Here is a 21,295-nt window from a genome sequence, read left to right on the forward strand (position 1 = left end):
CAGCCGGATGTGCTTGTAAGTCATTAACAACCGGCCGCAAGAATGAATACGTTACCTTATTTGTTTAGCATGGTTGTAGCTTTATTGATAAAATCCTGGGCTCCTTGTTCAATCGTGCTCTTCCCAAAGGCTACGGATTGCGCAGTCTCCGTAAGCAGTGTACGAACTGCGCCCTGACCTGCCGGCGGAAGCGGAAGTTGACCGGCCGTCTTAAGGCTCGTCTGAATCGCTTCGGTTGTTCTTTGCTCAGCCGGGGAAAGCAGCGGTTTAATCGTTTCATTCCCCTTCGTCGAGCCGAGCGCACCCTGTTCCAGCTTGAAGACCTTCTCGGCTTCTTCATTGTTGACAAAGAAATTGATAAAGCTCGCCGCTTCTTGGGCTTGCTTGGAATTCGCAGAGACTGCTAAGTAAGCGCCTTCAACAAATTCCCCCTCTTTGCCCTTCGGATCCGTAGGCCTGCGCACTGCTCTGACTTCGCCATCTTTGATGTAATTTTGGTACAGGGGAATCTGATTGAACGGGAATACTGTCAGTGCTAGTTTTCCTTTGACAAACAAGCCCTGATCAAGGGAAACGGTTATGTATTGCTCAGTTGTAGCCGCATCCGGAATTGCCTTTATTTTGCGAAGCTTATCCCAAATGGAAAACCATTCCACCAAATCATCTTTGTTCACACCCAGTTTGCCCTCGGCTGTGAAAAGCTCCTTCCCTCTTTGGCGGGCAAATACTTGAAGTCCTGTGATATCGTTGCTGTTATCGCCGGAAGCCCAGACACCGGGTTCTTTAATCGCTTTCTGAAGCTCAGTCACTTTAGCGATAAAATCATCCCACGTCCAGTTGTAATCCGGATATTTGACACCCAATTTATCAAACATCGCGGTGTTATATTCCCAGCCGGTCATCGTTACGCCTTGTGCGACCATGAGGGTTTTACCGTTCACTTTGCCTGCTTCCTGAACCGCTTCGGGAAAATCCTTCAAGTTAATTGTGCCGTTTTGAACGAAAGCACCCAAATCGAGCAGCGTATTGCGGCGTGCATAGTCCGCAACATAAGTTGCATGCATGCCGACGACATCCGGCATATTCCCGCCTGCCGTTTGAGTCGCCATTTTATCCCAGTAATCATTAAACGCACCAAACTCTCTGACGATTTTGACATTAGGGTGCTGTTTCTCGTACATATCCGCGATGGCATTATATTTCTCATGCCGTTTCCCATCCCCCCACCACGCGAAACGAATGGATACCTTTTCTGCACTATTGGTCGTCGTTGCCGTTACTGCCGATGTGCTAGTCCCAGCAGGAGTGGAGCTACTGCTGCTGCTGCATGCTGCCAATCCGAAAGATGCGATCAGAGGAATAAATAAAAGCGCTTTCATTTTCTTCATTTAAAGCCCTCCTTTTTTGCTAACCATTTATCCACACTCTTTCATTAACCAATTCATTTCATGGTTCGTGAAGTAGCCTAGATCATTCATCATAGCTTGCTTTTATTTGTGTGGATTCTGCGGGTGGAGGATAATAACGGGTTTGTCACTGTTTCGATTCTGTGTTTTGTGGGAGGTATTTGTAGGTTAATCGATTTAGTAAATCGATTTCTTAACTTATTTTAAATCACACACAAAGGTATTGTCAACAGGAAATCGATACACTAAATCGATTTCCTAATTTTCAATCTTTGTGAATTGCGCTGCCAAGCGCACAAAAAGCCGGATAGGAAATTGCTTCCCCTACCCGGCTATCATCTTGTGCAACTACATGCTTCTCCGCTTTAGAGGTTGACGATTCCCCTTTCCCTTCTAGCTCATCACTTTAATGTTCGTCACTCTTATAGTCCGTAGGCGACATTCCAGTAAACTTCTTGAAGCATTGGCTAAAATATTGCGGGTTGCTGTATCCGACTTTCTCAGCTACTTCGTAGGACTTTAATCCGCTCATACGAAGCAATTCCATAGCTGATTTCATGCGGGTTTGCAGGAGAAAATCACTAAACGTAATCGATTTCTCTTTCTTGAAAAGAATGCTTAAGTAAGTCGGACTGATATGCACATAACGAGCAACCTCCTGAAGCGACAACCCCTCCGTTGCATAATGGCTCTCAATATACCCTATCGCCTTATGCACCATACTTTGGGTTTGAATCTCACGTTGTTGGTTCGCAATGTCTAGGAATCGCGCTGTTAGTTGGCGAATAGAAGTAAAGATATCTTGAATCGTTTGGAAACGTTCCAATTCATTATAGTACGTGTACACACTCTCTAGACTTGCCTTCATTTTTACATTGCGATTAGATATCTCTTCCAACTCTTTGAAGAGAAGCAAACTGATCTCAATACCGATTAAACGAACTTGCGTTAAAGAGACGAATTTAATTTCGAGCAGCCTTTGTTCAATATCATCTAGTATCGCATGTGCTTCTTTTTCCAGCCCTAGTTTTACCTTCATCACAAATTCGTTCTCTAATTCGTTTAAAATAATCTCCGTTGAGCTTGTAGGAGGAAGGCCTGTATCCCCAACAGTTAGCACCCTATTTGTTCCAATCATATGACGGAATTCAATAGCCGCTTTCGCGTCGCGATAGGATCTGGATACATCCCCCGGTTTATCATAAATAAAACCAATGCCAACGGTCACTGTCGTTTTCAAATATTTCTCTACGTTGACTCGAATCGTCTCCGCCATTTGCAATGTCATCTGCTCAATAAGATCCTGCTCGCCTTCCGCATTGTAAATAATCACAATCTCATCATTTTCCGATTCAAATACAATTCCTTCATAATCGTTTTGCATCGTTTCCTCAGCAACATTCAAGATACAGTATTTCAGCATCTCTTTACCGAACCGGTTCTGATAATCAGGATAGCTATAATCATCAGCGGTTAGTAAAATAACGACATATTTAGAGCTTGGCAGCTTAAAATTGAGAAACTCGCTATGGGAACGAATTTCGTCCTCAGATAAGTTTTCCTTTATCAATTTCCCCAAAAATCTCTGCCTCAACAACGGCATGCCTTCCAGAACTTTTCGCTTCATTTCATTTTCATATTCAAGCTCGACCATCGCCCTTTTCGCCGTTTCCAAAAGAGTCGGTGTATCGACTGGTTTCAATAAATAATCAAACACCTTTAATTTCAACGCTTTATGTGCAAGCTCAAACTCGTCAAAGCTGGTCAGCATAATAATTTTCATGTCCGGGTACTTCTCTTTAACCGCTTCCGTCAATTGGAAACCATCCATAAAAGGCATGCGAATATCCGTTAACAGAAGATCAGGTCTCACATCAGCAATCATGCTTAGTGCCTCTTCACCATCTCTAGCTGAACCGGCAAGTGTAAATCCATTCTGCTCCCAAGGAATAGTACGCGATAATCCTTTACGAATAATACTATCATCATCAACGATTACAACTTTCATCTACTAAGCCCCCCCACGTACATTCATTCATAAAATGGGATTCTTATTAATACGATCACGCCGCCTCCAGGCTTATTCTCATACAAAAGTCCGAAGGACGGCCCATAATTAAGTTGCAGCCGCTTATGTACATTCCCAATACCGAAGCCCAGAATGCTCCCGCTATCTATTTCTTCTCTAAGGCTTTGATTAATAGCTTGAATATTTTCAACGGACATCCCATTGCCATTATCGTCTACATATAGCCGTACCTCGTGATTGGCTATTTCCCCCCAAATGCGAATTAACCCTTGTCCACGTTTTTGCTTCATTCCATGATAGATCGCGTTTTCTACTAGAGGCTGTAGTGTAAGCTTTACAATATGACAACTCAAAATGTCCGGTTCAATGTCGATTTCATAAATAAAATCTTCACCATACCGCATCTGCTGTATGTACAAGTAATTGCGAATGTGCTCGATTTCTTGGGCAATTGGGATCATTTCATTCCCTTTATTAATGCTGATTCGATAAAAGTTTGATAATGCCGTAACCATTTCGGCGGCATCCTTATTTTCTTCCATTTCACATAGCTGTTTAATCGAAAAAAGCGTGTTATACAGAAAATGCGGTTTAATCTGTGACTGCAGTACAGCTAGCTCTGCTGACCTCTTTTTCTCTTGTTCCTCTTTTACTTCCGTCAACAAATTTTTGATACGAAGCATCATATCCTGAATGCCTCTGCTCAGGACGCCAATTTCATTGGAAGAGATCGTACTGTATCCTATTTCCAGTTTCCCGTCTTCAATCCGATTCACGATATGCGTCAATTTAATGAGCGGCTTTGTAAGGATATGAGCGATGATATTGGAGAGGACTACAGCAGATACGATAGCCAACAGCATCACCGTAATGATGACCAGCCCGATAGAATTTATTTTGTTAAAAAGCTCGCGTTCCGGCACAATGGCGGCGACCTTCCATTTATTGAGGCTCAATGTATCGTACACAATAAGCATCTTTTCGCCATGTTTATTCGTAATATTGATTTGACCGGACGGTTCAACCGCTTTCATTAAATCATGCTGCAGGCCCGCCTCATCAATTTGATATCGCTCTTCTACCTGCTTAAAGCTCATAACCGCGTCATCGCTTACGATACACAAGTAACCATTTTTACTAATCTTCGCATTGTTCAATAAATCGCTGAAAAAGCGGCTCTTCAAGTTCATCATGAAAATTCCCTTGGTACGCGATTTATCCTTACCGAACATGCGATATACACTGATTACTTGCGGAGCAGCTAAGTTATTCTCATCATGAATATTGAGCCATTTAATGACGGAGAGACGATCGCTTTCTAATTTATTGCTGTAGTTCTCCAAAGAAATATTCACAGTTGAAATTAATGAATTGTTCTGTTTGTATTGAGATACTCGCCCTTCATTGTAGTAAAACAAAACGGAATCCAGCATCGTGTACCGTTCAAAGTAGGAGTCCAATGCTTTATTCATAAATATGTAATCTTCAGGTTCCAATGGCACGCCTGGATCATCCGTCTTATTCATGATGTTAATCCATTCGGATTTATTTTCTAAACCAATTAGTTCCGCAATAAATGCGGTTAATTTCTCGTTTAATAAGCTTTTCGTTTGAGCAATCGTATCGTTCAAGTTCGTGAATGCATTTTCTTTTAATTGTTGCGAAGCGAGGAGGAATGAAACCGATCCTGTGACCAGTACAAACACAATGGTAATTGGAATGAATAACCAAATGATCGTTGATTTTAATGAACGAAAGACCGGCACAGAAATCCCCCTTTAACGAACAATATTTAGGGGAGCGAATAATCGCCCTCCCTAAATAGCTACTTGCATTTCTCTGTTTATTTTTTCATAGCGGCATCGTAATCCGCTTTCGCTTTCTCCATCGAAGTCGCCCAACCATTAACGAAGTCGGCTACGGTCATTTTTCCAGTCAGTACTCTTTGGAAATCTGGCTCTAGCTGCTGTGTCGTTATCTTCGTGTAATCCGGCAAATGGGTTGGCAGCTTTAAGGCGATGGTTTCTTTATCCGCGAGCACTTCTGCACCTTGTTGAATATGCTGCGTATTTTTCACATAATCGCTTTTCAATGAGTCGGTATTGGTCGGCATTTGGCCAATGTTTTGATTCCAGTACGTTTGACTATCCGCATTCATTAAGAAGCTTAGAAACTTCCAAGCCTCCTGAGGATGCTTAGAGTTTTTAAACAACACCAAGCCGTTGGCTACCGGAACAACAACTCTTTTCCCATTTGCCGCTTTCGGTGGAATGACACCCGCGAATTTGTCGTTACCTAAATTCGTTACATGGTCATTGTAAGAACCAAAGTTGTGTTGAATCATGGCAGAAGTTCCTGTATCGAACGTTGCGTTCATTTCTTTATTGCTGTTCGTGATATCACTGACAGGGGTATTCTTTTTATATAAAGCTACATACTTGTTTAAAAATTCCGTGATTTTGGGATCTCTAACGGTCGCTTTACCATCTGGTGTAAAGTATTCCGAAATGCCGGAGTACGCATAGATCATAGATGTAAGCTGATTAATGCTGCCGGAGCCGCCACGAATGCTGAAGCCGTAACGATTATTTTTGATATCGGTCAGCTTATCGACATTGGTGAAAAAGTCATCCCAAGTTGAAGGCGCTTTCAACCCAGCGTCCTTCACCCAGTCCGTTCGATACCAGAGGATATCTAAGAACATTGTGTGTGGAAGATAATACAGCTTCTTGTCAGCGGATAACCCGCGATCGAAGTCAACGATGTTCGCAGCAATTTTATCTTTATCGCTCCAATCCTTAAAGTACGGATCAAGCTCCTGCACAGCCCCCTTTGCCACGAAATCTGACAACCACACCATATTAATCCCTGCGATGTCGGGGGTATCATTGGCCGCGATGGAGACATCGTATTTCTGTTTGGCTCCACTTGCCGGAATGCCCACATATTCGACTTGAATGTTCGGGTTGTTTGCTTGAAAACGCTTAATTAACTCTTCATAAAAAGGAGTCCGGTTCGGTCCTGGATTCTCATCCCAAAACGTGATCTTTACTTTCTCAGCCGGATTGGAAGCCTGGTTTGAAGGTGCTGTTGTTGGTGCTGCTGTCGTCTCCGTGGTTGTTGAATTTCCCCCGCTGCTGCATCCAGACAGGGTCAATGATAAAGCCGATCCAACCACCAATAACATTTTAAGCCCCTTTGTGTACATGTTAACATCTCCTTTTATCTTATCATAAATATATCCTAAATCTCTTTTCGATCATAGATTCGAAGAGTGAATTAGTTCGAATGAATCAACCTTTTACAGCCCCTGCACTTATCCCTTGTACTAAAAACTTCTGAACATAAGCGAACAAGATTGCCGCTGGCAGCAATGCAATAACGCTTCCTGCAGCTAATGCGCCATATTGAATGTCGTATTCCCCCTGCATGTAACGAAGTCCCACTGGCAATGTGAATAGCGCCTTCTTGCTAATCAACATAAGTGCGAATAAGAATTCATTCCACGAGCCGATAAACGTGTACACCATGGTCGCGACAATTCCAGGCACGAGGATTGGAAAAATAACTAGGAAAACAGATTTCAATCGACTGCAACCATCAACCATTGCCGCTTCCTCAAGCTGCTCAGGAATGTTGCTGATAAAACCGCTCATCAAAATCGCATTAAAGGGAAGCTGGAAGGTGCTGTTAATAATAACCAATGCCATTAAATTGCTAGTGAGATGCAGGGTTCGGAAAATCTCAAACATCGGAATGAGCAGCATTGCCCCCGGAATAAACTGCGTACATAACAGAAGCAGCATGAATAACTTCTTGCCTTTAAATTTAAATCGGCTAATCGCATAACCAACAAGGATGGAGCAGACTAGTACGATGAGGACGGTCAATAGCGCCACAATTAAACTGTTGAAGAAATACTTTGAGAAACCAACATTATTCCATGCAATCAGAAAGTTCTTAAACGTTGCCGGCATTGGCATGTACTTAATCGGAAGCTTTGTAATGTCGCTTTCTCTTTTGAATGCGGTAACCAGCGCCCAGAATAACGGGAATAATGTGAATACCATCGCCAACATCATAGGGATGTACAACATAAATGTTTTTTCCACGATCCTAGGAAGAATGGGCTTATGTTTCATCGTTTGTGTGTTTATCATGCTTAGTCTTCCTTTCCATATCCGCTTAATTTCAAGTAGAACACCGCAAACAGCAGCAGGATGATAAAGCCAATGACGGTGAGTGCCGAGCCGTAGCCAAAGTCTTGAGCCACAATTGCTTGTTTAACGATGTACATCGGAAGTGTTGTCGTTAAATCAATTGGTCCTCCTGTTCCATTGGTCATAACAAAGATTAAATCGACATTATTGAATTCCCAGACAGCTCGCAGCAGAGTCGTTAAGATAATCGTTGTTTTTAAAAATGGCAGTGTAATATGGATAAATGATTTCCATCTACCCGCACCGTCTACTACGGCTGATTCATATAAATCACCAGGTATTGTTTGCAAACCGGCAAGCAGCGCAATGGTGAAGAACGGTATTCCTCTCCACAATTCAGCGGTTACCACGGCAGGAAAGGCGGTCGATATTTCCGAAAGCCAGGCAATTTTATGATCGATAATGCCTAGTTTTAAAAAAATATCGTTGAGGGGCCCTATTTGTTCATTAAACAAAATTTGCCACAAAGTGGAGGTAACGACCCCTGAAATAGCCCAAGGCAAAATGGCTGCTGATCGGAATAAGCCCCGAAATTTAAAAGCTTGATTCAGCATAAGAGCGATTCCTAAGCCGCATATGAGCTGGAGAACAACTTCGACGAACACCCATTTTGCTGAGACCCATAAAGTTGAAACAAATAATTTGTCAGTGGTGAAAATTGCTTTGAAATTATCGAGCCCCACAAATCCATTTTCGTATGCTTTGGTTGGATTAAACTTCTGTAAGCTGAAGTAAAATACGTTCCCTACAGGGTAGAACAGAAAGACAATAATCAGGACAATCGCGGGGGCAATCAAGAGGTAGGGCAACCACTGAATGCGCTTCTTCTGTTTATTGACAATCGCCCGGTTTACAATGGTGAACTGCTTTGTACTCACTGGGTTTCCTCCACTTCAATTTGTCGAATTCATATGAATCTCTTTCTTATAATTCAATTGTAGGGCAGATCCACCATGTGGAGAATCAAATATCATTATCAGAATGTTCAAGATCATTAACAGAAAAAGCACAAAAACACCACCCGATTTCTATCCTCGAGTGGTGTTTTTGTTGCTGCTTATATTACTCTACAAATCTTAACTGTACGGATTCTAACACCAATTGATGATTGCTTCCATTTGGTAAAATCGTAAAAATAAACTTGTTTTCACCTTGCGGTAAATTCCTTGTAGCAACAGATTTCACACTAAACTTTTGCCCCGTAACTACGTTACCTGCAGGATCGAGGAAATCAGCTAAGTAGAGCGGATTGCTCGCTGTGGCTGTCGACAATCTTTCCCCAAGCTTGTTCTCTGGTGAAATATCGCCTACATACAGCTCTGTTTCGCCTCTGTTGGCACCATGTTTGTAGACAAGATTAATTGCATATTTACCAGCTGCAGCAACATTGCTATTCAAAGCTACCCATCCATTCAAAGCAGACGCATTGTTCGTTGTTTGAAGATACGGATATTGAGCTCCACCCGTGTAAGCGATATCGCTAGAGCTGCTTGCGCCTGAATTAGCTGAGAATGATACGTTTCCGTTAATCCCTGCTGTTTTTTGATAGGCAAACTTGAAATCAGCATACACAGATGCTGTCATTTCTATTATATTACTCACATTATTGGGGTCATAAAATACAATCCTGCTGCCATCATAGATGAATTCATTGCTGCTCGCCAAGGTTAGACCATCTGAATGATACACGTTGTAAGTCACTGAAATCAAATTTGCGCTAACAATCTCACTTTGTAAATCCGTTACCTTGATGCCGGGGTTTAATACGACGAATGTCTGATCAACGCCACCAACCCGATATTTCTCCATACCTCTAACCAATGTGCTGCCTGGTTTCATGATAAGGTTAAACGAAGCGACTCCAGATGCATTAATCGCATACTTTTTCTTTGTCAAACCATCTGCAGCGGTAACAACCAACAAGTCCCCAGTCACGAGCAGACCGCTAGCTTTCTGGTTGTAAACTGCATCCGTAACGCTATAGGATTGTGAAGTGCCGTCTGCAGCCACAATCGTTTCCAACAAGTTAGCTACGGTTGAACCATTGTATACCTCAACTTGCGAACTCCCAGAATCAATGTTGAAAACATATTGCCCCGATTTCTGAATGATATTTGTATTGTTACTAGCCGCAGCTATTCCCGTAAAGGTATAAGTGGCATTATATTTGCCATCTGCTGACGTAATAACCAATATATCGGTATTAACGACAGGACCGCTTTCCTTGCTAACATCATCCACTGATTTCACGTTATATGACTGGGATGAGCCGTCTGTTGAGGTTAGTTGAGCCAAGAGATCTTCTACTGTGGCAAACCCCTGTACCGTAATCACTTTGCTGTCATTATCTACAGCGTACATAGTTGAATGTGATTTAAGATTGGTATTCCCGCTTGCATTCCCCACAAGCTCAATACTATCTACAATAATCGTATAATTTGCGCTCGCTGATTGTTTACCGATAATGTTAGAACGAATAGCAACATCTCCTGATGTACGGATATCCACATCGTTAATATCAACCGTATGATAGCCTGAAGGGCCGTACTCATCTATAGGCTCACCTACATTGCTTCCGTTAATGGATACTTGAACCGTACCTCTTCCGGTATTGCTCTTATAGGTGTATTTCAATGTGTACTTTCCTGCAGGAACATTAGGGAACATATAATCAACATAATCCCCAACTGCACCTCCGTTAAACTCACGGTTTACCCCGCCGCTTGCCATAGCATCATTATTTGTTTTTGTCGTTAGTGCGGCTCCACCAAGCGTATAAGCAGCTGTTTCTCCCTCGATTTTTTTAGAGGAAGCACCTGCACTTGTCGTCATAATGAGATAGGATAGACTTGTTCCACCTGACGAAACTATGAACTGATCCCCATCCACTAACTCACCTGCTGACTTTGGAGCATTGATGCTATCCGTCACCGTATATTGAAGCGTATTGCCAATAACAAGTGGCTGAATTTGTGCGAGTAATTGAGCTACCGTCGTCCCTCTCAGTACTCTCACCGCATCATTGGTAATACTAGAGATATGAGGGTGATCTGCCTTCACGTTAATTCGAATATCATCCCCCACATTTATTGTAAAATCTGCTGCGTTGGTACCGTCTTCCGCTGTTACTTTGAGCATATCCCCGTTCGTTATAGAAGCACCCTCAGTAATGGGCACAGCGCCATGAAGGACTTGATAGTTCTGCTGTGAGCCATCCTTCGGTTCGATCTGTGCTATCATTTCATTTACTGTAATACCTGTAAGCACATTAATTGTACGTGACGCATTGTTTAAACTTAATACCTTGCTATTTTGTGATTTTTGAGCAATATCTACATTTGAGCTTTTCGCTACTGCGACTGTATACACTTTATTAGCAGCTTGACTTTCTGATGAAACAATTAGTTTATCTCCGCTTACAAGAAGTCCCGTCAATTTTACAACGTCTTGTGCACTTACTACGTTATATCTTTGTCTAGAACCATCGTCTGAAGTCACTTCATCTTTGATTTGTTCTACGGTTGTACTAAATGCAACATCGATTGTCGTTAGAACGCTATTTACAGCAATAACCCGAGTACTCCCCGGCGCTTTCACAATTGTAGCAGAGTCGCTCATCGCAAACGGATACGTTTGATGACCGGCTACGGATACGTTTCTCAATTCGGGAAGAGAGGTAAGCTCATTGCCCCATGTAGTTTTATAGAAAGAAGAATTGGTAACCGTTACATTGCTTGCATTTTTGAGCTGAAGGACATTGGGATTTCCCGTGCCCTTGATCATTTTCAATTGATCAATCGTAGCATCACTAACATCATCCAATACGATGGCATAGCGGTCATCATTAGCTTCAAATTTTGTCGTGACATTTTTAAATGTCAGACCCTTCACATGTCTAGCCCAGAAGCCATAGGATGGCTGTTCCCCGATATCCGAAACGTTATATTTGCCAACGCCTAACTCTGGAGGGCTAATTTCTGAATCAGCGAAGCTGTTCCCACCCTTGACTAACACATCGACATTTTCAAAATTCAGGTTCTCGATATACCCAATGTTTCGCCCATCCGGTAAAGCTGGTCCACCGTCACCAACCTTATACCCTGCAATAATAGGTGTTGCTTTTGTCGTTGGTTTGCCGTTATAGGGTTCCCATCTCTTGGAAGGATCGCCGTATTCGCTTCCTTGATACACCTCTTCTATATTGACATCCTTAATATAAATATTTTTGACAACTCCAATATTGACGTTCGTGCTTAACAATTCATCTCTTTGGATACCATTCTCCATCCAAGTCATTCTGACAGCATCCCCGCCGATCACACGACCGCGATTAGAGATTGAAATAAAGAATGGAGCCCGCGTACGCCGCATTTCAGCTTTGTGATGGACTGGACCCGTTTGCCCGTAATTCAAATAAATATTTTCGACATGGGCACCGTCATTCGTGGAAATGGAGAAGCCTGCTTTATTTCCTGCCAGCACATAAATATTATCAACATAGGCATTCTTAATATCGTCAACGGTTTCACTGCCGATTTGGAATAGATTACAGTTGGTATCCCCAATAATATTACGAACATAATACGTGGTTGCAGGTCTTGTGAAACCTAAGGAAGAATCACTGCCCGGTTTCACGATATCATCGGAAGTCCCTTTGGCATAAATATTTCTAGCTGTTACATAGCTGCTTTGCATATAGTCAAACACATCTCGCGCACCGCCGCCGCTGCCCTTATCGTAATAAAAGTCATGGGTATTGACATAATCGGTACCGGTTGAAAGCATTGCAAAGTGACCTGCTCGATCCACTCTAAGCATATTGCTAATGTCCGTTTGCTTCACTTCATTGCTGCCATCCGGATTCATACTTTTAATATAATAAGGCTCATCCGTGGTCGGCGAATTCGTTTCTTCGTACCAGAGGTCAAGGCCGTTATCCAGTCCGCCAAACTCAAAGTTCGTGCACAGCTTCACGGTGACCATCTTGTCTGTACGACTGTCAGGCTCATTATTCATAACCCCGTCACCGGTCTGCAAATTACCATTCCCAGTAATTTTGCCATTACCAATAATTTTGATATTGTCTAACCGTTCACCGAAAAACATGCTGTTTCTAAAATAATGATGACCTACGTCTTGTTTGGTTAAATAGTTCTCTGGGTCTTTATAAGGTCCCGTTGCCGTAGCCGAAGTACCGGAGCGATATCCTTTATCTGAGAAATAAGTAGTCTCAGGCGCATCTCCACCCTTTAAGGCCGCGATTGTTGCATTTTTATTAATATACAAGTATACATTGCTCTGGAGATGAACCGTTCTTACATTAAACGTACCGTTATCGAATAGCAGTGTACCGCCACCTAATGTATTTAAATATAGAATGGCATCGTTAATGGCCTGTGTATCATCAACAGTACCATTCCCCACTGCGCCCATCAGCTTAGCATCCAATTTCCCTGTATAGAATTTGGAAATATTAGAGTCCCCTTCATTATCGCCACCGCTAACGACAAGTTTAAAGAAGTACTCGGTATTCGGAGTAAGGTTGGAAACCTCCACTTCATTCCCTTGCGCACTAATTGCAGCCTGGCTTTCACTCCATGTGACACCCTTATTCGTAGATTGCATGAGCTTAATCGAAGCGGCACTTTTAGCAGCGGTCCAAGAAAAGCTAGCTTTCGTATAGGTATCAGCAGTTTCCTTATAAGTAAGACTTTTATCCAGTACACGATTAAAACTGCTAATTGTATTTACTGCTTGTAGATGAACCGCCCCCCATGGGCTAGTTAATACTTCTGGTTCGGAAGTTGTGTAGGACGCTTCAAAGGAATAGCTGCCTGCACCAACGTTCACACCTTCAAAAGTAATCTGAAGATCTGCACCATTCGCCGGTCTCAGATCAAGTCCCTTGAAGGTGATAAACTGGCTGCCATCTACATTATCAGTAATTGCAACCGTACCAACCTTCTGGAAGCGGTATCCTGCGCCTACTCGGCCAATGGATTGCGTTTCGAGTCCGGAAAGCTTCACTTTGCCTCTGCCAATGACATTGACCGATGTGTTATCTAACGTTGCGCCGATGCCTTTTGGAACTTTCAACACGACCTCCGTTGCGGGGCTTCTCATGCCTGCGAAAAAGTTCAGCACAACGTCAGATTGCGTGTTTGCCGTTATCACACTATTTTCTAGATGCATCTCGCCTCTTAATGCACCTTGTATGACTTTAACCGCATAATCTTGAGATTCTTGTCCTGCATGCACCGTTAAAATATCGCCATCCACAACAGGGTCAGACAATTGCTTTGCTCCGCTTGTGCCTTTGACTTCATAGGTTTGTGGCGCAGAAGTTTTTGAAGTAATGGATGACAGCAACTCCTCCACTGATTTGATTTCCAGTGTGGTAAGACCTGCACCTTCTGCAGTATCAACCGTGTACACATAGGTATTTCCTGATGTAACACGAATCACGTCTCCTGAAATATCACTTACATAGTTATATCCAAAATTTTTGATTTGGATGTCCGTTGCAGCTGCGGTTATATGGCTTTTAGCTGGAACTATTACGGCTATGCTTACGGTGCTAGCTTTGGATTGATCCGATGTTCTCGTTACTTCCAGCACGAGGTTCACAATTGTTTCCGCTGCTGGCGGCACAATAGTTCCGCTAAGTGCGATAACTCCTGTGTCACTTGAAGTTTGGATGGCAATTGTAAACCCTAATGGTACCGTTGGCAGTGCTAGTACCGTGCTGTCCTTCGCTGGTGCTGTAATCGTTGTAAGTGTTGCAGCAACTTGAGCAGCTGTTGTACCTGGTTGTTCGCTGCCACTGCCATCACTCCCATCGCCACCACCAGATGAACTGCCTCCAAATGTCCCTCCTCCTGAGGACGGCGACGCCGTTATATCCGACTTCACGCCATCGGCTACAGTGACATTTACCGGTTTGGGTTCCATCTTCACACCATCAGCGTTAATGATCGCGTTTTCAATACGGCCCTTGCCTTTTACATCCACTTGCGCATCCGCTTTGAAGTTCGTTACTTCAGCCTTCTCATCCATTTGTACGGTCGTACCTGCCGCTGATTTTTGAACATCGACATTTTTTACAGTGCCTCCTGTAAGAAGAAGTGCCGCCTTTTCTTTCACAAGTATCTCATCGAGCACACCGCCCAGCACTTGCACAGTAACACCGGGAACCTCAAGCGAAATACTAGTAAAGTTACCGTCTAAAATAATGTCTTGATCCCCCGGTATGGAACCCATAACTTGGACGTTCCCGAAGCCTTTTCCAGCATCCTTGCCTGTTTCCAACTTGGCTCCGGAATTTAGCAGCACGTGAGGGACATCGCTTTCGTCTTGCAAAACAATACGTACCTTGCCATCCTGCTTAAGAACAATCAACTGCCCTACGAGCGTTGTTTTACTAAGGAGAATGCTGTGCTCGCCACCTCCGCGTACGATGGTTCGACCCTTGACGGTTACATTTTCCATGTACACGTTCCCATCACCAACACCTGGTGTAATGTATAAATCGCCTTCAATTACCATATCCTGCAGTTTTACATCACTCGTGTTAACTACCAAATTTGACGAAATATTCCCTGAATACGTTTTCGCTTCATTTTTCAAATCTCCAACAACGGCGTCGATCATTTTGACGAACTCTGCTCTTGTGATGTTGGCTTGCGGGTCAAAGGCGCCATTATCGCGCCCAGACACGAACCCACCCTCAACAAGCGCATTCACAGCATCCTTGCTCCAGCTTGCAATATGACTTGCATCCGTGAATCGATCGGATGGTTGACTGTTTTTCGATTTCAAATCGAAGGCTCTCGCAAGAATGACTGCCGCTTCCTGTCGGCTAATTGGCGCCTCCGGCCTGAATTGACCTGTTTCATCACCGGCAACGATGCCTGCCGCCACGGCCTTGGAAACATCATCCGCATACCAAGCGTTTATCGGTATATCGGGAAAAGATTGGCTCGCTTTAACTGTATACCCAAATACGCGGTTTACCAAGGAAACAAATTCTGATCGGGTAATAGAGGCATTCGGTTTAAAGGTGGCGTCTTCATACCCTTGAATAATCCCTTTCTGAGACCAACGAATGATCTCCTTTGACGCCCAGTGATTGGCGACGTCTAAGAACGTTGGAGAAACTGAAGAAGTATTTGTCGTACTGTTAACTGCTGAAGGTGTATCTGCAGCAGCTACTCCAACCCCCAATGATGCTGTTGAAACTAGCATCGACAGGATCTGAATGCATGATAGCGCTTTCTTCATACCGTGAAGCATATGATTTCCCCCTTTACAATGAATATCTCTATTATAAAAGATATACCTATTCTAATAGAGTTTAAAATTTTTATAGGATTGTTCAAAATCTTTTCAATCCATCAGGCGCCTGATTATTTGACATCCCACAAATTAAGATGATTTCGCAAGTTATTAAAACTTTATACGATTCAATAACTTTGCTGCTTCTGCACGTGTCGCGCTAGCTTTTGGTGCAAATGTCCCCTCTTCGCGGCCGTTAATAAACCCAAGCGCAGCGGCGGCTTTAACAGAAGAGCTAGCCCAGTCCGCGATTTCTAATTCATCGAGAAATGTGACAGCAGCCGAGTCCACCGCTTGATTTCCCTTTTTAGAAGAATACGCACGCATGATCATAGTAACCATTTCTTCTCGCGTAATTTGCGCATTCGGGTCAAAGGTTTTTTCATTTATACCCGAGGCTACGCCGGCTTTTACGGCAGCAGAAATCGCATCCGCATACCAGGCATTAGCTGCTACATCTGTAAATGTCAGCTCTCCTCGCGTTGTATAATGGAAATTCCTCACAAGAAGAGCTGTGAATTCCGCGCGACTAATCGATCGATCCGGTTCAAAGCTTGAAGACGAGCCATCGATAATGTGCTTGGAGGTCAGCTCTTGAATATCACTCCATGCCCAGTGTGTGTCGGGCACATCGGTAAATATTTTTTGATATTCAAATACCGCATATTTACTTAAATGATCAACATTTGCTTCAAAGTTCCCATAGACATAATCTCCACCAATATATACGGCATCTCCGTCATCAGACAGCTCATAGATGCCCGACAATATGGGGTGGAGCGAAGGATCCATCTTTATGCGAATTGTAATGGGATGATCAAATGGCTCGATTTTCATTTCTTGTCCGTCTTTAGTCACTATAGATAAGCCTAAATCGTAAACGTAATTGGAAAGCTTCCACTCACCGACACGATACTCGTTCCATTTGCTCAATAATTCCTCCGCGCCGGAAGCTGGCACTGAATTTACTTTCAGGGAAATGGTTGCATCCTTAAGATCGTCTTTCGGCGTTCGGTTCAACTGCTTTTGAATCCATCCAGCAGGTATTTCTATCGAAATAGTACCCACCTGAATATCCAATGCGCGTTCATCGAGCATCTCAATTGCGTCCATCGGCAGAACAATTTGTTTGGCTGTTGATGGAACATGGATGGTCATTTTGCCTTGTTCTGCTCCTTCACTGAGTTCCTCGAGCCGAATTGTATGGAGATCACTTGATTGACTGCCCGTCTGAGCCGAGCTAGTATCTGGAGCCGGATTTGAATTGCCAGTTCCAGTGCCAGTTCCAGTTCCAGTACCGGAACCTGAATCCGGATCGGAATCGGAATCTGAGTCACTTCCTAATGACTTCGCGGGTACAACAACCTGAATAATGTCCGTTGATGCCGACACACCATCGGAAATTCTGGTCACTTCCAGCACAATGGAAACGGATTTATCCGTCGCAGGTGGGAAGATGACACCATTAGTATTGATGATGGAGGGATCATACGTTTGTTGAATCGAAATCGCAAACCCCTCAGGCACCTCAGGCAATGTTAGATTTGTAGCATCTTTAGCAGGTGCCGGTATGGATGTAATTCCACTCGCTATGATCTCTGGATCAACTTCCTGTACATGAACATTAGCTATTGCATGAAGGGTAGTACCATAAACAGCTCCCTGCACAGTAAAATGCCCTGCTGTCTCATATTGGGTCGAACGGATAGTCTCCCATGTTACAGGCACAATTTTGCTTGTTTGATCGGTGTAAACTGCCGTAACAACCGTTGGCAATTGGGGAGGTACTTTCGGCAACGTCTTTACATCCACCGCTTGTAACGCGGATATTGTAGGTTCCGCAGGAACAGGAATCAGCTTTATGTAATCAATCACGAAGTCGAGGGCTTTCGTCATGGCTGGATTCTTTCCTGCGATTTCAAATTTGAAGGAATGATTGCCCTCCGTAAGCTGGTAATGTCCAAGACTTGTTGATGCATATCCGGCCGCAGCTGAAAATTGATCAACAGCGTCTCCAAGCCTCGTTCCGTCGATCGAAAGCTGGAATATTCCCCGTGCATTATTTTTCTTATAGCCAAATACCACTTCGTATTCGCCTGCTTGAGGCACGCTCGTTGTAAAATCTACAGATTGATCCGATAATGCAGTAAACGTAATCTGAAAATTTTTACCGCCACTTGCAGCTGTTTCACTATTGAGCTTCGTCGCCAAACTACTGGGACCCAAGATATACGGAAGCGATTCTCCTTCAAAAATGATGCTCGAGTCTGTTCCACTTCCCGCACCTGGTACTAACACGGCGATAGGTACAGTATTCTCCGTCATGCCATCTGACGTTCTGCTTACTTCAAGCACCAGATTAACTATAGTATCTATAGGCATAGCAGTTATTTCACCGTTTAAAGCAATCACGTTTGGTTGGTCCGAACTTTTGATTTTCAATGTGTATCCTGCAGGCACACTTGGCAAACTGATCGTTGTCGCGCCTTTCAATGGTGCTGGTATGCTCGTAATCTGGCCAGCGACATCCCTTATAACATCGGTTGGAGATGCAATAAACATGGCTTGTGCTTCATAACCAGCATCGCTTCCGCCTACAATTTTGGCGCGCAGATTCATCGATTGATGAATTGTAATGGGGCCTTGATATAAAGGAGAGCTCGCAGTCGGCACACTTCCATCCGTTGTGTAATGGACTTCCGCTTGTGGAGAACTCGTAGTTAAGGTTACTTGCTGCGACCCGTGGAAAACAGCGCCGTATGGTTCCATTGTTAACTTTGATATCTTAAGAAGTCTCACACCATGCGGCTCGATATTCTCACTGTAGGAAGATTTAGCGCCAAGCGAGGAATGCGCCCACATATCACTGACCAGATAATCGCCATTCAGCCCCAAATCGTTGGCAAAGTCTATTGATCTAGCCTGCGGCGTGTCCTCTCTGTTGAATAATGCAACCACGCTGCTGCCATCAGGCAATGAGCCTTTCCATATTTGGCTTAACGGATTCGTCACGTCCCTCACGAGCGGTTTACCGACAAAGCCCTGTTTATTCAAATCAAGTATTTCCCAGTTTTTATAGTAACTATCGTTCGTACCGATATTCGAATATCGATCTCCAATATTGATGCTGCTTCCCGCCATGGCTAACAAACTTATTCTGCTTTTCTTTTCCGCATCTGTGCCCCCAGAGCTCAGTACACTGAAATCCCCGTCAATCACAACTTTCCCTGGACCGGACAAATTCGAGAACCATACAAAACCATCGAAAATGTTATAGGCAGGCGGCCATGTATTCTCTTTAATGGTGCCCCGATTACGCAGACTGGTATGATACCAGACGCCTGGCTGCGCCGTGTCCGTTCTCCAATCTTCGCTAGCTCTAAGAATGTCTGCCGTTGCTGCTTCATCCTGAGCATAGTTGACGTTATTGGTATTGGCATAATACAAAATTAATTCATTGCCCGCTGCCTCTCGCATCCAGTCATACAATTGCTTAACTGCCGCATGTCCATAAGCATTTTCGTAATATCTCAAGAAGTCGATTTTAAGTAAATCTACCCCAACGCTGATATAATATTTAATCATGCCTTGGACGTACTCTTTAGATCCTTCGGCGTTAGGATTGACCATATACCGGGTCTGATGCATGTACTTATTGCTTGGATCTTCTAGGACAATGCTCTTCAGCGGAATATTAGTGCCAGCGACTTTCAAATTAGGATCATTAGCGATCTCTTGGTGCAACCACGAGGGGTTATAATAGATACCGAGCTTCAAACCCTTAGAATGAACATAATCTGCCCACCATTTCCAATCATGCTGCCAATCATTTTTATAGTTTGTGATGTACCCGTCTGCGTTGTGCTTCGTAGTATCTCCCACCCAACCATCCACACAGATAAACTCATAGCCAAATTCCTTGTAACTGTTTGCAATCCAATCCGTATTCGCTTGTAAATTTGCCTCTGTTAAACTACCACCATAAGGTGTTGCATGCCATCCAAGAATACCGGAACCCTTTTGTGTAAATTCCGTATTGGTTGCATGGACTTCAGCAGGGACCATCAAGTTGCTCATAATCAACACCGATGTGACAACGGATATGCCCGTTTTTAAAACCAACTTAAATGCTTTGCTTTTCATGCACTCGCTCCTTTTCTGTATTTCATTCACCTCATTTTCGTAAGCCTTTTCATTATAAAGAGACGCCCGATAATACGGAGTTTAAAATCTTTATGACATTGTTAAAAATCATTATGTAAAGATCGCAAAAGCAAGCTTAATTAAAAAAATAGCAAAAAAACCTTAGCCCCCACCAGGAGAGGACTAAGGTTTTTTAAATTAACAGTTCAAAATGGCAGGCGTACACGCCACTATACTTCGTATGTTTTCCTGATACGTGCAGCAATCCAGTGGTTCACCTGAAACAGATCCGCAACAGGCTGACGTGTAAAAGGTAACGTCGGCATATAGCCTGGCGGGCCAAATTCAGGGGTGAACGTTGCAAATGGCTGCGCGGGAATGATCGCATTGTGGAGCATCTCATCCCACCACGTCTCAAATTGCTGCAAATAATTGGCATATTCAGGAGCAGCCGGATGTGGCACTTGCGGACCTTCTTCAAAGCCAACTCTTCCGTGAACATGCAGAGCCCTGCTCTTAATCAGATCAAGATCCTCTTGTTGATCAGACAGCATCGATTCGCATACACACGTAAAGTGGCTGAAATCCGCAGTAATTTTCAAGTCAGGAAACAATTTCAGTACTCTGGCAGTCGCTTTCGGAGTGAACATAATACGTCCTCTATGTGTTTCGTGCGCAACTTGAATGCTAGCTGCTTTTTCTACACGTAACGCATGTTCAAAAAAACGATTCTGCTCATCTTCAGACATATAATCTTTTCCGCTGTGTGAGTTAATTAAGACAGGTGAGAATAGCTTCGCGCGCTCAACTTGCTCTTGAAAAGACTCTTCATGATGATTGGATGTGAATATCTGAGGGATATAAGCCAGTTGCAGCTCGCCCAACAACTCAATAAATTCATTTTGCTGCTCTTGGCTTGGCATAGGTGCTTCAATTCCCTCGTAACCATGCTGCTTGGCGCGGTTCAACTGCTCACTAAGTGAACCTTGCATACCCCATAGTGCGTGAAAAAGATGTAATTTCAACGTATTCCCTCCAAAATAAGATTGGCTAATCATCGACTAGTTCGCCTCTCACCTGCCAAAAACCTCTAAAGGTGAAAAAATTGGAGGAGTCGGAGTAGAATAAAATGCCCGGTTCAACAATGAAGTTGAACCGGACAC

The 21,295-nt window shown here is 43.5% G+C and carries 9 protein-coding genes; all 9 read right to left on the reverse strand.

What is annotated here, in order from left to right; translation table 11 throughout:
* Positions 1 to 56: 56 nt before the first annotated feature.
* On the reverse strand, positions 57 to 1,388 hold the full coding sequence (locus AC58UW_RS21175; RefSeq protein WP_497422589.1) for an ABC transporter substrate-binding protein: 1,332 nt from the start codon (positions 1,386 to 1,388) through the stop codon (positions 57 to 59).
* A 424-nt stretch (positions 1,389 to 1,812) separates the two neighbouring features.
* Entirely contained in the window at positions 1,813 to 3,414 is a 1,602-nt protein-coding gene (locus AC58UW_RS21180; RefSeq protein ID WP_497422590.1) for a response regulator, read from the reverse strand.
* A gap of 23 nt (positions 3,415 to 3,437) precedes the next feature.
* On the reverse strand, positions 3,438 to 5,201 hold the full coding sequence (locus AC58UW_RS21185) for a sensor histidine kinase (RefSeq protein WP_497422591.1): 1,764 nt from the start codon (positions 5,199 to 5,201) through the stop codon (positions 3,438 to 3,440).
* 77 nt (positions 5,202 to 5,278) lie between these two features.
* The gene (locus AC58UW_RS21190; RefSeq protein WP_497422592.1) at positions 5,279 to 6,643 is read right to left on the reverse strand and encodes an ABC transporter substrate-binding protein; all 1,365 of its coding nucleotides are present in this window, start codon (positions 6,641 to 6,643) and stop codon (positions 5,279 to 5,281) included.
* Positions 6,644 to 6,728: 85 nt separating this feature from the next.
* Positions 6,729 to 7,595, reverse strand: coding sequence for a carbohydrate ABC transporter permease (locus AC58UW_RS21195; protein WP_497422593.1), 867 nt, complete (start codon positions 7,593 to 7,595; stop codon positions 6,729 to 6,731).
* A gap of 2 nt (positions 7,596 to 7,597) precedes the next feature.
* Positions 7,598 to 8,533, reverse strand: coding sequence for a carbohydrate ABC transporter permease (locus AC58UW_RS21200; RefSeq protein ID WP_497422594.1), 936 nt, complete (start codon positions 8,531 to 8,533; stop codon positions 7,598 to 7,600).
* A gap of 184 nt (positions 8,534 to 8,717) precedes the next feature.
* The gene (locus AC58UW_RS21205) at positions 8,718 to 15,947 is read right to left on the reverse strand and encodes an S-layer homology domain-containing protein (RefSeq protein WP_497422595.1); all 7,230 of its coding nucleotides are present in this window, start codon (positions 15,945 to 15,947) and stop codon (positions 8,718 to 8,720) included.
* Between the two features lie 153 nt (positions 15,948 to 16,100).
* Positions 16,101 to 20,132, reverse strand: coding sequence for an S-layer homology domain-containing protein (locus tag AC58UW_RS21210; RefSeq protein ID WP_497422596.1), 4,032 nt, complete (start codon positions 20,130 to 20,132; stop codon positions 16,101 to 16,103).
* Positions 20,133 to 20,362: 230 nt separating this feature from the next.
* The gene (locus AC58UW_RS21215) at positions 20,363 to 21,157 is read right to left on the reverse strand and encodes a sugar phosphate isomerase/epimerase family protein (protein WP_497422597.1); all 795 of its coding nucleotides are present in this window, start codon (positions 21,155 to 21,157) and stop codon (positions 20,363 to 20,365) included.
* Positions 21,158 to 21,295: the final 138 nt, after the last annotated feature.

The sequence above is a fragment of the Paenibacillus sp. J22R160 genome, assembly GCF_059692135.1.

Excerpts from the sequence above, each read along its gene's own strand:
- AC58UW_RS21175 (WP_497422589.1), bottom strand. The coding sequence starts at position 1,388 with ATGAAGAAAATGAAAGCGCTTTTATTTATTCCTCTGATCGCATCTTTC.
- AC58UW_RS21180 (WP_497422590.1), bottom strand. The coding sequence starts at position 3,414 with ATGAAAGTTGTAATCGTTGATGATGATAGTATTATTCGTAAAGGATTA.
- AC58UW_RS21190 (WP_497422592.1), bottom strand. The coding sequence starts at position 6,643 with ATGTACACAAAGGGGCTTAAAATGTTATTGGTGGTTGGATCGGCTTTA.
- AC58UW_RS21195 (WP_497422593.1), bottom strand. The coding sequence starts at position 7,595 with ATGATAAACACACAAACGATGAAACATAAGCCCATTCTTCCTAGGATC.
- AC58UW_RS21205 (WP_497422595.1), bottom strand. The coding sequence starts at position 15,947 with ATGCTTCACGGTATGAAGAAAGCGCTATCATGCATTCAGATCCTGTCG.
- AC58UW_RS21210 (WP_497422596.1), bottom strand. The coding sequence starts at position 20,132 with ATGAAAAGCAAAGCATTTAAGTTGGTTTTAAAAACGGGCATATCCGTT.